At 69.7% G+C, this 17,554-nt stretch carries 15 protein-coding genes and 1 tRNA gene; 8 read left to right on the forward strand and 8 right to left on the reverse strand.

What is annotated here, in order from left to right; all coding sequences use genetic code 11:
* Nucleotides 1-13 precede the first annotated feature (13 nt).
* Both K8640_RS39020 and K8640_RS39025 read left to right on the forward strand, forming a co-directional pair.
* Nucleotides 14-1,066 (forward strand): hypothetical protein, encoded by a 1,053-nt coding sequence (locus K8640_RS39020; protein ID WP_141332229.1) that lies wholly within the window; start codon nt 14-16, stop codon nt 1,064-1,066.
* A 350-nt stretch (nt 1,067-1,416) separates the two neighbouring features.
* Entirely contained in the window at nt 1,417-1,998 is a 582-nt protein-coding gene (locus K8640_RS39025; RefSeq protein WP_223751726.1) for a hypothetical protein, read from the forward strand.
* 90 nt (nt 1,999-2,088) lie between these two features.
* Here K8640_RS39025 and fdxA read toward each other — a convergent pair whose 3' ends face one another.
* The 4 genes from fdxA to K8640_RS39045 all read right to left on the reverse strand — a co-directional run bounded on the left by fdxA (nt 2,089) and on the right by K8640_RS39045 (nt 5,297).
* Entirely contained in the window at nt 2,089-2,424 is a 336-nt protein-coding gene (gene fdxA, locus K8640_RS39030; protein WP_223751727.1) for a ferredoxin FdxA, read from the reverse strand.
* Nucleotides 2,425-2,532: 108 nt separating this feature from the next.
* Nucleotides 2,533-3,621 carry an aspartate-semialdehyde dehydrogenase gene (gene asd, locus K8640_RS39035; protein WP_223751728.1) on the reverse strand — a complete coding sequence of 363 codons (1,089 nt, stop codon included), beginning with the start codon at nt 3,619-3,621 and terminating at the stop codon, nt 2,533-2,535.
* Between the two features lie 73 nt (nt 3,622-3,694).
* Nucleotides 3,695-4,048: a rhodanese-like domain-containing protein gene (locus K8640_RS39040; RefSeq protein WP_223751729.1), complete on the reverse strand. Its 354-nt coding sequence runs from the start codon at nt 4,046-4,048 to the stop codon at nt 3,695-3,697.
* 97 nt (nt 4,049-4,145) lie between these two features.
* Nucleotides 4,146-5,297, reverse strand: coding sequence for an acyl-CoA dehydrogenase family protein (locus tag K8640_RS39045; RefSeq protein ID WP_223751730.1), 1,152 nt, complete (start codon nt 5,295-5,297; stop codon nt 4,146-4,148).
* Between the two features lie 160 nt (nt 5,298-5,457).
* Between K8640_RS39045 and K8640_RS39050 the strand changes: the two genes are divergently transcribed.
* A tRNA-Cys gene (locus tag K8640_RS39050) sits at nt 5,458-5,529 on the forward strand.
* Between the two features lie 98 nt (nt 5,530-5,627).
* Here the strand turns inward: K8640_RS39050 and K8640_RS39055 are convergent.
* Nucleotides 5,628-7,280: a nitrous oxide reductase family maturation protein NosD gene (locus K8640_RS39055; protein ID WP_223751731.1), complete on the reverse strand. Its 1,653-nt coding sequence runs from the start codon at nt 7,278-7,280 to the stop codon at nt 5,628-5,630.
* Nucleotides 7,281-7,400: 120 nt separating this feature from the next.
* Between K8640_RS39055 and K8640_RS39060 the strand changes: the two genes are divergently transcribed.
* The 3 genes from K8640_RS39060 to K8640_RS39070 all read left to right on the forward strand — a co-directional run bounded on the left by K8640_RS39060 (nt 7,401) and on the right by K8640_RS39070 (nt 11,550).
* Entirely contained in the window at nt 7,401-9,182 is a 1,782-nt protein-coding gene (locus tag K8640_RS39060; RefSeq protein WP_223751732.1) for a SpoIID/LytB domain-containing protein, read from the forward strand.
* Nucleotides 9,183-9,303: 121 nt separating this feature from the next.
* Nucleotides 9,304-10,548 (forward strand): energy transducer TonB, encoded by a 1,245-nt coding sequence (locus K8640_RS39065; protein WP_223751733.1) that lies wholly within the window; start codon nt 9,304-9,306, stop codon nt 10,546-10,548.
* Nucleotides 10,549-10,611: 63 nt separating this feature from the next.
* Nucleotides 10,612-11,550, forward strand: a complete 939-nt coding sequence (locus K8640_RS39070; protein WP_223751734.1) for a cation diffusion facilitator family transporter — start codon at nt 10,612-10,614, stop codon at nt 11,548-11,550.
* Between the two features lie 83 nt (nt 11,551-11,633).
* Here the strand turns inward: K8640_RS39070 and gcvP are convergent, their stop codons facing one another.
* From gcvP to gcvT, 3 genes are all read right to left on the reverse strand, one after another.
* Complete coding sequence (gcvP, locus tag K8640_RS39075; protein WP_223751735.1) at nt 11,634-14,543, reverse strand: aminomethyl-transferring glycine dehydrogenase; 2,910 nt, start codon at nt 14,541-14,543, stop codon at nt 11,634-11,636.
* An 88-nt stretch (nt 14,544-14,631) separates the two neighbouring features.
* A complete protein-coding gene (gene gcvH / locus K8640_RS39080; protein ID WP_223751736.1) occupies nt 14,632-15,024 on the reverse strand; it encodes a glycine cleavage system protein GcvH in 393 nt (130 codons plus the stop codon).
* Between the two features lie 30 nt (nt 15,025-15,054).
* Nucleotides 15,055-16,140 carry a glycine cleavage system aminomethyltransferase GcvT gene (gcvT, locus tag K8640_RS39085; RefSeq protein ID WP_223751737.1) on the reverse strand — a complete coding sequence of 362 codons (1,086 nt, stop codon included), beginning with the start codon at nt 16,138-16,140 and terminating at the stop codon, nt 15,055-15,057.
* Nucleotides 16,141-16,235: 95 nt separating this feature from the next.
* Here gcvT and metF point away from each other — a divergent pair, with 95 nt between their 5' ends.
* Both metF and K8640_RS39095 read left to right on the forward strand, forming a co-directional pair.
* The gene (gene metF, locus K8640_RS39090) at nt 16,236-17,108 is read left to right on the forward strand and encodes a methylenetetrahydrofolate reductase [NAD(P)H] (protein ID WP_223751738.1); all 873 of its coding nucleotides are present in this window, start codon (nt 16,236-16,238) and stop codon (nt 17,106-17,108) included.
* A complete protein-coding gene (locus K8640_RS39095; protein WP_223751739.1) occupies nt 17,105-17,527 on the forward strand; it encodes a hypothetical protein in 423 nt (140 codons plus the stop codon). Before metF ends, K8640_RS39095 begins: the two co-directional genes overlap by 4 nt.
* The last annotated feature ends 27 nt before the right edge of the window (nt 17,528-17,554 follow it).

A 17,554-nucleotide genomic window follows, 5' to 3' on the forward strand; every position in this document is an offset into this window, starting at 1 on the left:
AGGCTGCCGGGTGATGCGTACCGCCCGACTGCTCGTCCTCGCCCTGGGGCTGCTGGCCAGCCCCGCACTCGCCCAGCCCGAGTTCTTCTTCGGCACCGGAGAGGCTCCCGTCTTCCGCGAGGAGGCCATCGACAAACGCTTCCTGCGCACGCGCCTGTTCCAGGCCCTGGACCAGGGCACCGCCGACGCCAACTGCGCGCAGGTGGTGGGCGCGTACCTGACGCTGCTCGGCGAGGTGGGCACGCAGTTCCACAAGCGCGACGAGAACTTCATGCTGGATCCGGCGCTCGTGCAGGCGCTGAACACCCAGCTGGTGACGGACCGCTTCCCGGGCAACAGCTACTTCGTCACCATGGTGCGACGGGTGCTCATCGACAAGCAGCTGCGCCCCGACTGGTTGAAGACGGCCGAGTCGCTCGTCCCCTACTACCCGGCCATCGACATGGCACGGCTGCGCTTCCTCGCCGACGGCACGAAGCCGGTGGACAGCTTCCTGCTCACGCTGCCGGTGCTGCGAGAGCGGTACAAGGAGGAGGTCCAGCGGGTGAACTCGGTGGCCGTCTCCACCGCCGAGGCCCTGTTCCGCGACAACTACCTGGACCACGAGCTGGCGTTCAGCGGCCTGGAGCTGGTGGACGTGAAGCTGGAGAAGCCCAAGAAGAAGAAGCTCAAGAAGGGCGAGGAGCCGGAGCCGGAGCGCATGGTGGCCCGCCTCATCTGGACGGAGCCCGAGCCCGCGCCGACGGCGACCTACGAGTTCCAGTTCGGCAAGCCGCGCAAGCGCGAGCGCGTGGAGGTCGTCGCCATCCTCCAGGACAAGCAGTACGTGGACCTCAACAAGCTGCTCAAGGGCAACACCGTCCTCGTGAGGGGTCGCTTCTGGGAGTACAAGAAGGGCCTGTCGTCCATCGAGCTGCGCGACGCGCTCCTCTTCCAGGAGCGGGACTGGGCGCGCATCGGCGGGCTCGTGGAGCCCATGGCGCTGGCCTCCTGTCCCCTGGCCGTCAACGACCTGACCGGCATCGCACCGGTGCAGCCCGGAGCGTTCGGCTCGAAGCCGCGCTGAAGGCCCATCCCACGCCAGAGCCTGGACCTCCATCGGCTGGGACGGTGACGCCACCGTCCCATGGGGAGCCTCCTGGCATGACCGCTGCTTCGTGTCGCCCCCGCACTCCAGCGAGGGATGACATGAAGGTCGACACCGACGCCTCCACCGACAGCGCTGCCTCCACCCGACGGTCCGCCGACGGAGAGCGCTTCCAACGAGCCCTCCAGGAGTCCGCCCCACGGCGTCCTCCGGCCACCCCACCCCGGCCCGCTCCCGGCGAACCCAAGGCTGCGGCAGGGGTGAAGGCGCGTCCGCCGAGCCTCCCGCTCGGAGCCCGGAGCCTCGCCACCGTCCGAACCACCACCACCGTGCTCTCGACCTCCCGCGGGGTGCTGGCCAGTCCCGAGCGGCTGGGCATGGTCCGACAGGCGATGCACGTCGAGTCCCACCGGCTGGGTGCGGTGCGGAGTGAAGCGCAGGTCCTGAATCACGAGCGGACCGAGCAGCGCCTCACGGAGCTCGTCGTCCGGGAGGTCTCCCGTCAGGCGGCGCAGCTCCCCACGACGCGCGGGTCGAGCACTCCCAGGACCGAGCCCGTCCCCGTGGACAACCCACGGCCGGTCCCTACCCAGGAGGGCACGCCTTTGGAGGCGCGGCAGTTGGCCCCGGCGTCGACGGGAGCAAGCCCACCCGAGCCACCGAGCCGCGTGGAGTCGACCCTGGAGGTCATCGAGCGCATCGAGGTCCTGGTGAAGTCACAGCGCCCCGCGCTGAGCCTCAGCGTCCGAGGCAGCCTGCACGCCACGGTGGAGGTGGAGCGGACGGGTCCCCGTGAAGTCTCGCTGCGCATCCAGGGCCACCAGGGGCCCGTCCCCGACACGGAGCTCACCCGACTGCGCGAGGCCCTGGAGGCACGCGGGCTCCGGCTGCGTTCGCTGAGCGCGGGCTGAATGAGGCGCCCCGCAATGGCGAAGGCCCTCGCGCCGGAAACAAGCGGGAGGGCCTTCTCGAGACTCACGGGCGCGACAGGCGCCAGCGGACTACTTGCCGGGCGCGTCACTCAGGAGGGAGCGCTTGTCCTCCTTGTCCTTGTACTCCTCGGCCTCGGGGAGGGACGTCTTCTTCTCCGCGATGTTGGGCCACTTGGACGAGAAGTCCGCGTTCAGCGCCTTGTAGTCCTTCCACTTCGCGGGGAGCTCGGTCTCCGGGAAGATGGCCTTGGTGGGGCACACGGGCTCGCACGCGCCACAGTCGATGCACTCGTCCGGGTGGATGACCAGGAAGTTCGCACCCTCGTAGAAACAGTTGACCGGGCAGACCTCGACACAGTCTGTGTACTTGCACTTGATGCAAGGGTCCGCGACGACGTAGGCCATGAAAGCTCTCCTCTAGAAATCTTCAGCGCGTCCGTGGGCGCGCAGACTAATGGTTCGCTACAGGGATGGCACCCTGAATTTGTGCCATCGGTCCGACGCGCGGCGGTGTCAGCCGAGCAACCCCTGGGCCCGCAGCTGCTCGGCCACCAGGATGGACCCGCGCGCCGCTCCCATCTTCGTATTGTGGGAGACGAGCACGTACTTGAAGCCGTTCTCCAGGACACCATCCTCGCGCACGCGTCCGACGGTGGTGGCCATGCCTCCATGGGTCTCCCGGTCCAACCGGGGCTGAGGACGGAACGGGTCGTCCAGCACCTCGATCCAGCGGGGGGGCGAGGACGGCAGGTCACGGGCCACCTCGGCGCCGCGCCACTCGCGCATCGCCTGGGTGACTTCAACCACCGTGGCCTTGGTGCCCAGCGAGACGAAGACGGACTCGGTGTGGCCCTCCATCACGGCCACGCGGGTGCAGGTGCAGGAGACCCGGAGGTCGTGGGGCGTGAGGGCGGAGCCGTCCTGGCCCAACGCGCCGAGGATCTTCTTCGTCTCCACCTCGACCTTGTGCTCCTCCTTGGGGATGTAGGGGATGACGTTGTCGAGGATGTCCATGCCGATGACGCCCGGCGAGCGGCCGGCGCCGGACATGGCCTGCAGGCTGGTCATCAGCACGGCCTTCACACCGAAGCGCTCGACGAGCGGCGCGAGCGTCACGGCCAGGCCCGTCGTCGTGCAGTTGGGGCTGGGGACGATGAAGCCCTTCCAGCCGCGGCGGCGTTGCTGCTCGCGCACAAGCGGCGCGTGCGCGGCGTTGACGGGCGGGATGAGCAGCGGGACGTCGTCCTCGTAGCGGAAGGCGCTCGCGGCGGAGAAGACGGGGATGTCCCGGGCCAGCCGGGGCTCGAGCTCCCGGGCGACGTCCGCCTCCACGGCGGAGAAGACCAAGTCATAGTCCTGGGCCTGGAGCGCGTCGCCGCTGATGACCTGCATGCGGGCGATTTCAGGCGAGAGCGGCTCGGAGACGAACCACGCCGTCATGCCGTTGGCCGTGCGCAGGGCGTCCCCGTAGGATTTGCCCGCCGAGCGAGGCGACGCGGCCAGGCCGGTCAGCTCGATGAACGGGTGGTTCCTGAGGGCGGCGATGAACTGCTGCCCCGCGAGTCCGGTGGCGCCGATGAGGGCGGCACGAAGCTTGGCCATGGGAACGGTTCTCCAAGGGAGGAAGTCCGCCGCTCCATACACCCTTTGACGACGCACCGCATCCAGGAGAAACCTAACGGTGCAGGCCCGCCACCTGGGCACGGACGTGCCGCTCGGTGGGATAGCCCCCGCGAATCCAGGCGGGGAGGCCTCCGTCGAGGCAGACGGCCTTGCGCCCGTGCATGCGCAGCAGGCGACAGACGCGGCGCACATCCGAGCCGTCCGGCGCGCCGCCACAGAGGACGATGAGCTCGTCGTCGGGCAGCATCCGGTGGTCCCGGGCCACCTCCGTGGGCAACATCCTCAGGGCACCGGGGATGTGCAAGTCGTGGTGCTCCCAGTCGAAGGGGGCCCGGCAGTCGATGACGAGCAGCTCGTCATCTCCCAGGCGCAGGTACAGCTCGGTACACAGGATGGTGGGCTCCACCAACACCTCCGCGGGGGCTCTCCGGTCTCAACCCGGGGCCCCCGGGGCCTCTTCCGTCCCGCCTGGTCGCCTGCCCCTCCCCCACGTCCCGAACGGCCTACAGGCCGAGCTGCTTGGCGATGATTTCGTTCATCACCTCGCTGGCGCCGCCGCCGATGGGCCCCAGGCGGGCGTCGCGCCAGTGACGCTGGATGTCGTACTCCATCATGTAGCCGGCGCCGCCGTGGAGCTGCAGGCACTCGTCCGCGACGCGGCACGCCGTCTCGGTGGCCACCTTCTTGGCCATGGAGGTCTGGGCAACGGCCCACTCCCCCGCCGCGTGCAGCCGGAGCGCGTGGTAGGTGAGCTGGCGCGCGCACTCGCGGGCGGTGAACAGGTCCGCCAGCTTGTGCCGCACCACCTGCATCTGGCTGAGCGACTGGCCGAAGGCGCGGCGCGACTTCACGTGCTCGACGACGCGCTCCAGCATGTCCTCCATGGCGCCCACCGCGCCCAGCGCGAGCGACAGGCGCTCCCACTGGAAGTTGCCCATGATCTGCGAGAAGCCCTGGTCCTCCACCCCCAGCAGGTTCTCCGCGGGGATCCGGCAGTCCTCGAAGAACAGCTCGGCGGTGTCCGAGGCGCGCCAGCCCAGCTTCTTGAGCTTGCGGCTCACCGTGAAGCCAGGCGTGTCCTTCTCCACCACCAGCATGGACAGGCCCTTGTGGCCCCTGGAGGGGTCCGTCTTCACGGCCAGGACGATGAAGTCCGCGCGCACGCCGTTGGTGATGTACGTCTTGGAGCCGTTGACGACGTAGTGCGCCCCGTCACGGCGCGCGGTGGTCCGCAGCCCCGCGACGTCCGAGCCGGCGTCCGGCTCCGTGATTCCGAGAGCGCCGATCTTCTCGCCGCGAATCGCGGGGGCGAGCCACCGGCGCTTCTGCTCGTCCGTGCCGAACAGGTGCAGCGGTCCGGTGGAGATGGTGAACTGGGCACCCAGGCCCGCGGACACCCCACCCGAGCCACAGCGGCCCAGCTCCTCCAGGAGCACCGCCTCGTAGAGCACGCCGGCGTCCGTGCCGCCGTACGCCTCCGGGTATTTCAGGCCCAGGAAGCCCAGCTCGCCGAAGCGCGCGAAGAGCTCCCGGGGGAACTCCTCCGCCTCCTCCCAGCGCGCCACGTGAGGGAGGATCTCCTTCTCCACCACCGCCCTCACCGTACGGCGAAAGGCCTCGTGCTCCTCCTGGTACACCCCATGCCCATGCAGCATCACGCGACTCCTCGGTCGTCTCGAGCACGCGACGTCCACCCGAGGCGGACATCACCGTTTCCGCGCGAATCGTACCGTCACGTCAGGACCCGGGGGCCGGTTCCGTTGATTCCTTGACCGGGTGGTGGCTGGCTGCGTATAAACCCGGCCCCAAGTCGTCGGCGCCATAGCCAAGTGGTAAGGCAAAGGTCTGCAAAACCTTCATTCCCCGGTTCGAATCCGGGTGGCGCCTCATAGACAAGGCCCGATGCGGAGAGTCGCTCCGCATCGGGCCTTTTCATTTCCGGGCGTCAGGTGCGCCCTCCCCCGCGGAGCAGGCCGTCGGCCGGGTCAGCAGCCCATCTCGACGGCGCCGATGTCGGGGGCGCCGCCGCAGAACGGCAGGCCCACGTCGACGCCCCGGTCCACGGCCTGGGGACCGGGACCGAAGGCCTCGCCCAGGTCGGCGGAGCCGCTGGAGGACGACGCGTCCCCGGTGGTGGCGAGGAACTGCTCGGTCCCCACCATGGCGCCCTGGCTCTTGAACTGGCCGCTGGCCGCGAAGAGGTTGTTGCCCAGCTTCAGGCCCGGCGCCTGACCGCCCAGGTCCACGGCGACGGAGCCATCCAGGATGTTGTTCTGCACCACCGCGGACTGGGTGGGGCCGCCGGTGCCGTGGCCGATGATGAGGCCGGTCGTCGTGCCGGTGACGGTGTTGTTCACCACCACGGTGCCCTGGGAGTTCTCCAGGCGGATGCCGGTGCCCTCGCCGCCGTTGGCGTTGGAGATGCCGTGCACGCGGTTGCGGCGCACGACGATGCCGGAGGGCACGGGGCCCTCGTGGTTGCCGCCCACGGAGATGCCCTTGGCGCCGTCGTAGATTTCATTGTCCTCCACCAGCACGTTGCTCGCGGAGTAGTGGATGACGACGACGTCCCCCTTCGCGGTGCTCGTGGGGAGGAACTGGTGCATGCGGTTGTTGCGGATGACCACGCCGTAGCAGGTCTTGATGTCCACCGCGTTCTCACGGTTGGCGTAGAAGTGGTTGTTCTCCACGACGAGGCCATCCGCGGGCGGCAGCGAGCTGAAGCCCTCCGGCCCCAGGCACTGCACGGAGTCGCCCGAGTTCGAGTGGATGTCGTTGTTGCGCACGGTGATGTCCTTGGACGTGGGCTGCACGACGACGCCGTGCGAGTCCTGGTTGCCCGTCGTCTTCAGGAAGTCGTGGATGTGGTTGTTCTCGATGATGGCGCCCGTGGCCTTGTTGAAGGTCGTCACGGCCGCGCCGCCGCCACCGTGGTGCAGGTGGGAGTTCACCAGCATGGAGCCGGTGACGTCGCCCTCGAAGGTGACACCGAAGATGGGCTGGCGCTGCACGTCCAGCTCGAACCCGTCGATGACCCAGTGCGGCTGACGCACCTGCACCATGCCGCCGCTGCCGGGGCCCGGGACGATGCGCGGGCTGCCCTCGCCCTGCAGCGTGATCTTCGCGCCCTCGGTGCCCGCCTTCGCGTTGGCGCCGATGATGACGCGCTCGGCGTAGGTGCCGGCCTGCACGCGGATGACCTCACCGGGGCCCGCGAGGCTCACGGCCCTGGTGATGGTCTTCAGCGGCTGCGCGGCGCTGCCGTCCCCGTTGTCGTCGCCCGAGGGGCTCACCACCCACTCGCGGGTGAAGGACTGCGCGGACGCGGAGGCGGGCGCGAGCCCGTTCGCCTGGATGCCCGGCTGCGGCGAGGGCGTGGCGATGACGGCGTGGTCCGCGTGGTCCGGCAACGCCTCCACGGGAGTCCCCGCCACGGGCTGCACGCCGATGGCCGGCAGGCTGCCCGTCGTGGGCTGCGACGCGGGCGCGCGCGTCGTGGAGACGCCAGGGATGTTCGGCGTGGGAACGAAGGCATCCAGGCCCGCTGCGTGAGCAGTCGTACCGAGCATGAGCAGGCTGGTGGCCACGGCGGCCACGGGAGTCTTCAGCTTCAGGAAGTTGCCTTTGGAAATTCGCATGAGCAGGACCAACGCGAGACGCGCCGCGTTCTATTCGCCACAGGACAAGTGGACCCGGACGGGCTCACGGGCGTCCGGTCCGTGACACGCCCCGGACTGACGGGTACGGTGTCGCCCCCCGTGCGCACCGCCGTCCCGCTCCTGCTCTCCGCCCTGCTGCTCGCCACCTGCGCGAGCCCCAAGCCGCCGTCCCGAACCACCACCCCGGTGGACGGGCGAGCGGACGAGCGCCAGGAGGTGCCCGTCGACGCGGGCACGCGGCCGCCCGTGGACGCAGGGGCCGCGGACGCGGGCGAGGAGCCCCCTGCTCCCGCGCCGCTCCCGGACGCGCTGTCGCAGGGCATCCCCGGTCCGGGAGAGCTCAAGCGCCTGGACTTCCGAGGCGGAGAGCCCCGGCTGCCCATCCGCCTCATGGAGGGCCGGCGCGAGGCGACGTTCTCGCCCCGAGGGCGGATGCGGATGCGCTTCGGCGGGCCGGAGGACAAGGTGCTGGACGCGGCGGCGGGCACGCGGTGGACGGTGCGCGTGACGCAGGCGGAGGCCGCGGTGCTGTCCGCGCGGGTGCAGCTGAGCGAGCACCGCTTCGCGGACAAGGAGGGCCTGGCCGCGGCGCAGGAGGAGTGGAAGGCGCGAGGCCTCGCGGTGCGCACGCACGTGCTGGGCGCGGTGTACGGCATCGCGGGCAAGGTCATCGACAACCGGCGCACGCTGCTGCTCGTCGACGAGACGCTCACGCCCGAGGAGGCGGCGGCGCGACAGGCGGAGCTGTTGCGCACGTTCGGCGTGCGCACGACGCTGTTCGAGGAGGCGAAGACGCCGGGGCGCGGCATCCTCGAGGTGCGCGACGAGTCCGGCGCGGTGGTGGGGCTGGCGCAGGACCGGCTGGACACGGAGACGCCGGACGGCGCGGGCTTCGACGTGCGCCAGGTGGAGTTCGGCGTGGGCTACGACTTCCACGGCTTCGAGGACCGCACGTTCCGGGGCTCGCTCCAGTTCGCCGTGGACCGCGCGGGCCTGCTCGCGGTGGTCAACGTGGTGCCCCTGGAGGACCTGCTCAAGGGCCTGGTGCCGGCGGAGATCTTCGCGCGCGCCCACTCGGAGGCGCTCAAGGCCCAGGCCGTCACCGCGCGCGGCGAGGTGCTCGCGAAGGTGGGCATCAAGCACCTGGCGGACCCGTACCTGCTCTGCTCGGAGCAGCACTGCGCGGTGTACCGGGGACGCACGGGCGAGGCGGTGAGCACCACCGCCGCGGTGGAGGCCACCCGGGGCGAGGCGCTTTTCAGCGCGGAGGGCCGGCTGGTGGACTCCGTCTACAGCGCGGTGTGCGGCGGCCACACGGAGGACAACGACATCGTCTGGGGCGGCCCTCCGGACCCGAGTCTCCGGGGACGTCCGGACATCCTCGTGCCGGTGGCCTCGGGCCCCTCCCCTTCCCGCCTGGCCGCGTGGCTGGCCACGTCGGAGGTCGGGGCCGCCTGCCGGCTCTCCAGCTTCGCGCAGCCGAGCAAGTTCCGCTGGGAGAAGCGCTTCACGGCGGCCCAGGTGGACGCGCTGGTGGCCCGGCTGGGCGTGGGCCGCGTGCAGGCGATGGAGCTGACCGAGCGGGGCGTGTCCGGCCGGGCGCGGGTGCTGACGCTGTCCGGGGACAAGGGGGCCACGCAGGTGCGTGGAGAGCTGAACATCCGCAGGCTCTTCGGGATGCTCAACAGCAGCATGGCCCTGGTGGACGCCGAGCGGGACGCCGAGGGCCGGCCCACCCACTGGCTTTTCCGTGGCGGCGGCTGGGGCCACGGAGTAGGGATGTGTCAGACTGGCGCCATCGGCCGAGCCGAGGCCGGACATCGCTACCAGGACATCCTCCGCCACTACTTCAATGGTGCTGAAGTCGCCCCCATCTACTGAGTTCGAAAAAGGGGCGCGCGCGGGGAACCGTGCACGTTTCGCGAATGTCCCTCCCAGTCCACCTGTTCTGCCGCGAACGGGACGGGACTAGGCAGCGGGCCCGGAGGTTTATCATCGCGCCGTGAGCACGGGTTCTTCTCCCACAGACTGGCGCCGCAAGCGGCGGCGAGGCTCTCCGTGGCGCTTGGTCGCCGCGGTGGTGCTCGCCCTGCTGGTGCACGGCGGCTACCTGGCCGTCGTCCTGTTCACCGGGACACTCCCGGTGACGCCCCGTGAGCGCAAGGCCGTCACCCGCCCTCCCACCTCCGTGGCCGTCCGGCCGATGACGGAATCCCAGTGGGCGAAGAACCGGGGCCAGGCGAACACCAAGACGCAGCCCAACCTGTCCAGCCGGCCGCGCGTCGAGGAGAAGAAGCCCGAGGAGAAGAAGCCGGAGACGCGCCCCCAGGGACAGGTGGTGGACCTGGCGCCGGGCAACGAGCAGGAGGCCCCGGACGCCAAGTACCTGGCCGAGCACAACAACCGCGTCGACAAGGAGACGCGGGCCCGCGAGCAGACGCCCTTCTACCGCAACGCCATGCCCCAGCGCACCGCCCCCCAGAAGCAGGACGGCGCGGACGTGGAGCCCACGGCGCCGCGCATCGCCGGCAACAACGGCATGGGCAACGATGATCGGCCCCTGGCCGAGGGCGGACAGAAGTTCGCGTTCGAGATCCCCGACATCCACAAGAAGAACGAGGTGAAGGTGAAGTCGGACCCCACCTCGCCGGGTGGCGTCGCGGTGAACAACCAGACCGAGAGCGACGAGCTGACGGGCAACTCGAAGCGGCTGCGCATCCAGCCCGGCACGGGCGGAGAGGAAGAAGGCTCCGCGGGGCGCGTGGGCTCGCCGGGAATCGCCGCGCTGATGCCCTCGCGCGCGGCCATGGACAAGGTGCTGGGCGCCGCGCCCAATGACCACCTGAAGGACGTGGAGGAGGGCGACGGCACCCTGCTCAACTCGCGCGAGTGGAAGTACGCCAGCTTCTTCAACCGCGTGAAGCAGAGCGTGGGCATGCACTGGAACCCGAACGAGTCGCTGCGCCGCAGGGACCCGACGGGCCGCACGTACTCCGGTCGTGACAGGCACACGCTGTTGGAGATCACCCTCGACGAGAAGGGCCGCATCACCGACATCCAGGTGGAGAAGAGCAGCGGCCTGGACTTCCTGGACATGGAGGCGGTGTCCTCGTTCCAGCGCGCGCAGCCCTTCCCCAACCCGCCGCCAGGCCTGTTGGGTGACGACTCCCGGGTGCGCTTCTCCTTCGGGTTCTTCCTGGAGATGGGCGGCGGGCCCCGCATGCGGTTGTTCCGCCAACCCAACTGACGTCGCGCGGAACACGCGGCAGGTCCTCGCGCCCGAGCGCGGTTCTGGTTACGGTGCCGCGCCGTGGACACGACCCTCGCCGACCGGAGCGCCGCGCTCCAGCAACGCAGCCAGCGCATCCGCGGGGTGCTGCTCGCCATCCTCGCGGCCAACTGGGTGGTGGCGGGCGCGAAGCTCGTCTTCGGCCTGCTGAGCCAGTCCGCCGCGGTGACGGCCGACGGCCTGCACTCCTTCATCGACGGCGGCTCCAACGTGCTGGGGCTGGTCGCCATGGGCGTGGCCTCTCGGCCCGCGGACGCGGACCATCCCTACGGACACGGCAAGTTCGAGGCGCTCGCGTCGCTGGGCATCGGCGCGATGATTGGCATCGGCATGTTGGAGCTGGGGCGCATGGCGCTCGACTCGCTCCTGCATGACGTGCACGCGCAGGTGACGCCCGCCATGGCGGTGGTGATGGGGCTGACGCTCGTGGTCAACATCACGGTGACGCGCGTGGAGAGCCACTACGGGCGCAAGTACCAGAGCAGCCTGTTGATGGCGGACGCGAGCCACACGATGTCCGACGTCTACGTCTCGCTGGCGGTGCTCGCGTCGCTGGGGCTGGTGGCGCTGGGCTACCCGAAGGCGGACGGCATCATCGCGCTGGGCGTCATGGTCTTCGTCGCGTGGGTGGCCTACGGCATCGTCCGGCAGGCGGTGGGCATCCTCTCCGACACGGCGCGGTTGGACCCCGCGCAGGTGGCGCAGCACACCATGGGCGTGGCGGGCGTGCGCAGCTGCCGCGACGTGCGCAGCCGGGGCATGGAGGAGAGCGTCTACGTCGACCTGAAGATCGAGGTCGACCCGAACCTCACCACCGCCCAGGCCCACGAGGTGGCGGACCGCGTGGAGCGCACGCTGCACACCGCGTATCCCCAGGTGGTGGACGTGGTGGTGCACGTGGAGCCCGAGCACGACGGCGCCTCGGCACACGCGCGGGCCCCGGCCACCGAGTCCCACTGAAGCCAGTCCCCGCAACGACGAGGGCCGCCTCCCGCTGAGGGAGACGGCCCTTCGGTGTCACGCTCGAGCCCCGAGGGCCCGCGTCAGGCGACGGCGGGCTTGGGCTCCGGCGTCATGTAGTCCTCGATGGGCGGGCACGAGCACACGAGCTTGCGGTCCCCGAGCACGTTGTTGAGGCGGCCCACGGACGGCCAGAACTTGTTCTCGCGCACCCACGCCGCCGGGAACACGGCGAGCTCGCGCGAGTACGGACGGTTCCACTCCGGCCCGGTGATGACGCGAGCGGTGTGGGGCGCGTTCTTCAGGACGTTGTTGTCCTTGGGCATGCGCCCCTCCTCCACGTCGCGAATCTCCTGGCGGATGGCGATCATCGCGTCGCAGAAGCGGTCCAGCTCCGCGCGGGACTCGCTCTCCGTCGGTTCGATCATCAGCGTGCCGGCCACGGGGAAGGACACCGTCGGCGCGTGGAAGCCGTAGTCCATCAACCGCTTGGCCACGTCCTCCACCTCGACGCCGGAGGTCTTCTTCAGCGGGCGCAGGTCGACGATGCACTCGTGCGCCACCCTGCCCCGCTTGCCGCGGTACAGCACCGGGAAGTGCGGCTGGAGCCGCTCGGCGATGTAGTTGGCGTTGAGGATGGCCAGCTTCGTGGCGCGGGTGAGGCCCTCGCCGCCCATCATCGAGATGTAGACCCAGGAGATGAGCAGGATGCTCGCGCTGCCCCACGGGGCCGCGGAGATGGCGCCGATGCCGTCCGAGCCGCCCGTCTGGATGACCGGGTGCCCCGGCAGGTGCTTGACCAGGTGGCTGGCCACGCAGATGGGCCCCATGCCCGGGCCGCCGCCGCCGTGCGGGATGCAGAACGTCTTGTGCAGGTTGATGTGGCAGACGTCCGCACCGACGAGGCCCGGCGCGGTGAGCCCCACCTGCGCGTTGAGGTTGGCGCCGTCCATGTAAACCTGGCCGCCGCGCTCGTGGATGATGGAGCAGATCTCCTTGATCTCCTCCTCGAACACGCCGTGCGTGGACGGGTACGTCACCATCAGCGCCGCCAGCTTGTCCTTGTGCTCCTCGGCGCGGGCGCGCAGGTCCGCCACGTCGATGTTGCCGTTCTCATCGCACTTCGTGACGACGACCTTGTAGCCGGCCATGACGGCGGAGGCTGGGTTGGTGCCGTGCGCGGAGGACGGGATGAGGCACACGTCGCGGTGCCCCTGGCCCCGGCCCTGGTGGTACGCGCGGATGACCAAGAGGCCCGCGTACTCGCCCTGGCTGCCGGCGTTGGGCTGCAGCGAGCAGCCCGCGAAGCCGGTGATGGCGGAGAGCATCTGCTCCAGCTGCTCGAAGATGACCTTGTAGCCGGCCGCCTGCGAGGTGGGCGCGAACGGGTGCAGCCGGCCGAACTGCGGCCACGTCACCGGAATCATCTCCGCGGTGGCGTTGAGCTTCATGGTGCAGCTGCCCAGCGGAATCATCGAGTGCGTCAAGGACAGGTCCTTGGCCTCGAGCCGCCGGATGTAGCGCAGCATCTCCGTCTCGGAGTGGTAGCTGTTGAAGACGCCGTGCGTGAGGAACTCGCTCCGGCGGCGCAGCTCCGGGGAGATGGAGCTCTCCACGTTGGCGCCCACGTCGTCCAGCGACGGCACCTGGGAGGCCTTGCCCGCGCCGGTGGCGAAGGCGGTGAGGATGGCCTCCACGTCGGACGCGCGCGTCGTCTCGTCCAGGGCCACGCCCAGGGTCTTCTCGTCGATGCGGCGGAAGTTCATCCGCGCGGACTCCGCCGCCGCCAGCACCGCGCGCACCTGCGGCGCCGTCAGCTCCACGCACAGCGTGTCGAAGTACTGCTCGTGCCGCGTCTTCAGGCCCAGCTTCGCCAGGCCCCGCGCCAGCACCACCGTCAGCCCGTGCACGCGCTCGGCGATGGCCTTGAGCCCCTTGGGCCCGTGGTAGACGGCGTACATGCTGGCGATGACGGCCAGCAGCACCTGCGCGGTGCAGATGTTGCTCGTCGCCTTCTCGCGGCGGATGTGCTGCTCGCGCGTCTGCAGCGCCATGCGCAGCGCGCGCCGGCCCTGCGCGTCCTCGGACACGCCGATGAGCCGGCCCGGCATCACGCGGGTGTACGCGTTCTTCGTCGCGAAGTAGCCCGCGTGCGGACCGCCGTACCCCATGGGCACGCCGAAGCGCTGCGCGCTGCCCACCGCCACGTCCGCGCCGAACTCGCCCGGGGGCGTCAACAACGTGAGGCTCAGCAGGTCCGCGGCGACGATGAGCAGGCCGCCCGCGGCGTGAACCTTCTCGCCGAACGCGCGGTAGTCCACCACCGCGCCGTCCGTGGCCGGGTACTGCACCAGCGCGCCCACGTACTTCTTCGCCGTCAGGTCCACCGTGCGGTGGTCACCGACGACGATTTCGACGCCCAGCGGCTCGGCGCGGGTGCGCACCACGTCCACCGTCTGCGGGTGGCACGCCTCGGAGATGAAGAAGGCGACGCCCGCGTCCTCCCCCTTGACGTGCAGGGCCAGCGACATGGCCTCGGCGGCGGCGGTGCCCTCGTCAAGCAGCGACGCGTTGGCGACCTCCAGCCCCGTCAGGTCCATCACCACCGTCTGGAAGTTGAGCAGCGCCTCCAGCCGACCCTGGGCGATCTCCGCCTGGTAGGGCGTGTACTGCGTGTACCAGCCCGGGTTCTGGAAGATGTTGCGCAGGATGACGTTGGGCGTGTGCGTGTCGTGGTAGCCCATGCCGATGTAGGACCGGAACACCTGGTTCTTCGCGGCGATGGTCTCCAGCTGCGCGAGCAGCTCGTGCTCTCCGCGCGCCTGCCCCAGCCGCAGCGGCTCCTTGGAGCGGATGGCCGGGGGCACGGTCTGGTCGATGAAGGCATCGAGCGAGTCCACGCCCAGCGCGGACAGCATCTGCTTCAGCTCCTGCTCATCCGGACCGATGTGCCGGCCGGCGAACGACTCCTGGTACTTCCAGTTCAGGGACATGGCGGTGGTGACTCGCTGGCGACTCGAAGACATCCGAGTCGGAAAATTCGAGGACCGTCACTAACAACGGCCGCTCGGCGTTTCCCTCTCAGGCGTTCTTGAGCAGCTCGGCGTAGGCGGCGGCGTCCAGCAGCTCGCCCAGCTGGCTGCTGTCCGAGAGCTCGAGCTCGATGATCCACCCGTCACCGTATGGGTCCTCGTTGAGCGTCTCGGGGCTCGCGGTGAGCTCCTCGTTCACCTTGGTGATGGTGCCGGACAAGGGGCTGAACAGCTCGGAGACGGCCTTCACGGACTCGACGGTGCCGAAGGGCTTGCCCTTCTCCAGCTTGGCGCCCGACTTGGGCAGCTCCACGTAGACGACGTCACCCAGGGTGCTCTGGGCGTGGTGGGTGATGCCCACCACCACCTTGTTGCCCTCGATACGGGCCCACTCGTGCTCTGCGGTGTACTTCAGGTCGCCGGGAATGTTCGCGTCGGACATGGGGTGCTCCTGCCAGGGGGCGGGAAGGGTTCAGGACTTCTTGAGGAAGGGCGTCTTGACGACGACGGCGGGCACGGCGCGGCCGCGGATCTCCACGTCGAACGTGGAGCCTTCGGCGGACAGCTCCGTGGGGACGTAGCCGATGCCGATGGGCTTCTTCACCGTGGGGCCCATGGTGCCGCTGGTGGTCTCGCCCACCAGGGTGCCGTCCTTCTTGATGGGGTAGCCGTGGCGGGGGATGCCGGCGCCGGTCAGCTCGAAGCCCACCAGCTTGCGCTTCACGCCCGCGGCCTTCTGGGCCACCAGCGCGTCCTTGCCGATGAAGCCGCCCGCCTTGTCCAGCTTGACGATCCACCCCAGGCCCGCCTCCAGCGCGGTGTGGTGGTCGTCGATGTCGTTGCCGTAGAGGGCGTACTTCATCTCCGTGCGCAGGCTGTCGCGCGCGCCCAGGCCGCAGGGCTTGACGCCGTCCTGCTGGCCTTCCGTGAGCAGCGCGCTCCACAGGGCCGCCGCGTCACCCGGAGCGCAGTACAGCTCGAAGCCGTCCTCGCCCGTGTAGCCGGTGCGGGAGATGATGGCGGGCTTGCCAGCGACCTCGCCCTCGGCGAAGCGGTAGGTGCCCACCTTGGACACGTCCGTCTTCGTCAGCCGCTGCACCAGGCCCACCGCCTTGGGGCCCTGCACGGCGATCTGCGCGTACTCGTCGCCCCGGTCCACGGGGGTGACGCCGCGCGCGTGCTCCTTCATCCACGCGAAGTCCTTCTCGCGGTTGCTGGCGTTGACGCAGATGAGGATGCGCTCGGGGCTGAAGCGGTAGGCGACGACGTCGTCGACGAAGCCTCCCTGCTCGTTGAGCAGGCCCGCATAGACCGCCTGGCCGTCCGCGATGCGGGCGAGGTCATTGGAGATGAGGCCGTTGACCGTCTCCAGCGCGCCCGGGCCTTTGAACTCCACCTCGCCCATGTGCGACACGTCGAAGAGGCCGACGGCGTTGCGCACCGCCTCATGCTCGGCGATGACAGAGGAATACTGCACGGGCATGTCCCAGCCCGCGAAGTCGACCATCCGAGCGCCCAGCGCGCGGTGGGCCTCGTTGAGCGGCGTACGCCGGGTCATCGGCTTCTCCTGAAGGGGGGATGAAAACGGCGCGGACTATAGCCGCGCACCTTCGCCGATCAAGGCCGACGCGGAACGTCTACACTGGGTCCGACATGAAGATTCGTAATCGGTTGAATCCGTCCAACCCTTGCTTCTCCTTCGAGTTCTTCCCCCCGAAGACGGACGAGGGGGTGGCCAACCTGCTCCGGACACTGGAGGACCTGGCGCCCCTGGAGCCGGGGTTCGTGTCCGTCACGTACGGCGCTGGCGGCAGCACCCGCGACAGGACGCTGGAGCTGGTCAGCCGCATCAAGCAGCAGACGGGCATCGAGGCGATGGCCCACCTGACGTGCGTGGGGCACACCCGGGAGGAGCTGCGGGACGTGCTCCAGCGCCTGGCCGACGCGAAGCTGGACAACGTGCTGGTGCTGCGCGGGGACCCGCCCCAGGGCCAGACGACCTTCCAGCCCACCGAGGGCGGCTTCTCCTATGCGTCGGAGCTGGTGCGATTCATCCGAGAAGAGGATTTCAACTTCTGCCTGGGGGGCGCGTGCTATCCGGAGGGCCACGTGGAGACGGCCTCCCGTGACGACGACCTGCGTCATCTGAAGGCGAAGGTCGACGCGGGGCTGGACTTCGTCGTGACGCAGCTGTTCTTCGACAACGCGTTCTACTTCGACTTCGTGGAGCGGGCCCGCCGCGCGGGCATCAACATCCCCATCGTCCCCGGCATCATGCCCATCACCAACTACGAGCAGGTGCAGCGCTTCACGCGCATGTGCGGAGCCACGGTGCCCATGCGCCTGGGGCTCCAGTTGGAGCGGGTGAAGGACCAGCCGGAGGCGCTGGTGCAGCTGGGCGTGGCGCACGCGACGGTGCAGTGCATGGAGCTGCTGTCGCGCGGCGTGCCCGGCATCCACTTCTATACGCTCAACAAGTCCCCGGCGACGCGGATGATCGTGAGCGCCCTTCGAGCCCATCTATGAGCGGTCCTGGTCTCCATCTTCCCCCCGATGATCCCCGCTACAAGGTCGTGGAGATCATCCGGGCCCCGGCCTTCTTCCTGCTGTGCACCGGGGTGCTGAACGTCTTCTTCAACCTGGCGGGCTTCGTGCTGGCCGCGATGCACGTGACGTCGCCGCTGGTGCCAGCGGGCGCACCCGCGACGACGCTGGAGCTGAGCTGGTCACTGGCGCTGATGCTGGTGGTGGGCATCCTGTGCGGCGTGCTCTCCGCGTGGGGCGCGATGAGCGCGATGAACCTCAAGGGCTACGGGCTGGCCACGGTGGGCGGAATCACGGCGCTCTACATCCTGTCGCCCGCGTGTGTCGTCGGCGTGCCGGTGGCCATCTGGATGCTCTTCACGCTGCGCCGCGAGGGCGTGCGTGAGGCGTTCCGGAGCTGACGGACGGCGCGCGCAAGGGGCACGGAG

Origin of the sequence: Myxococcus sp. XM-1-1-1 (assembly GCF_020037095.1) — a bacterium.
GTDB lineage: Bacteria > Myxococcota > Myxococcia > Myxococcales > Myxococcaceae > Myxococcus > Myxococcus fulvus.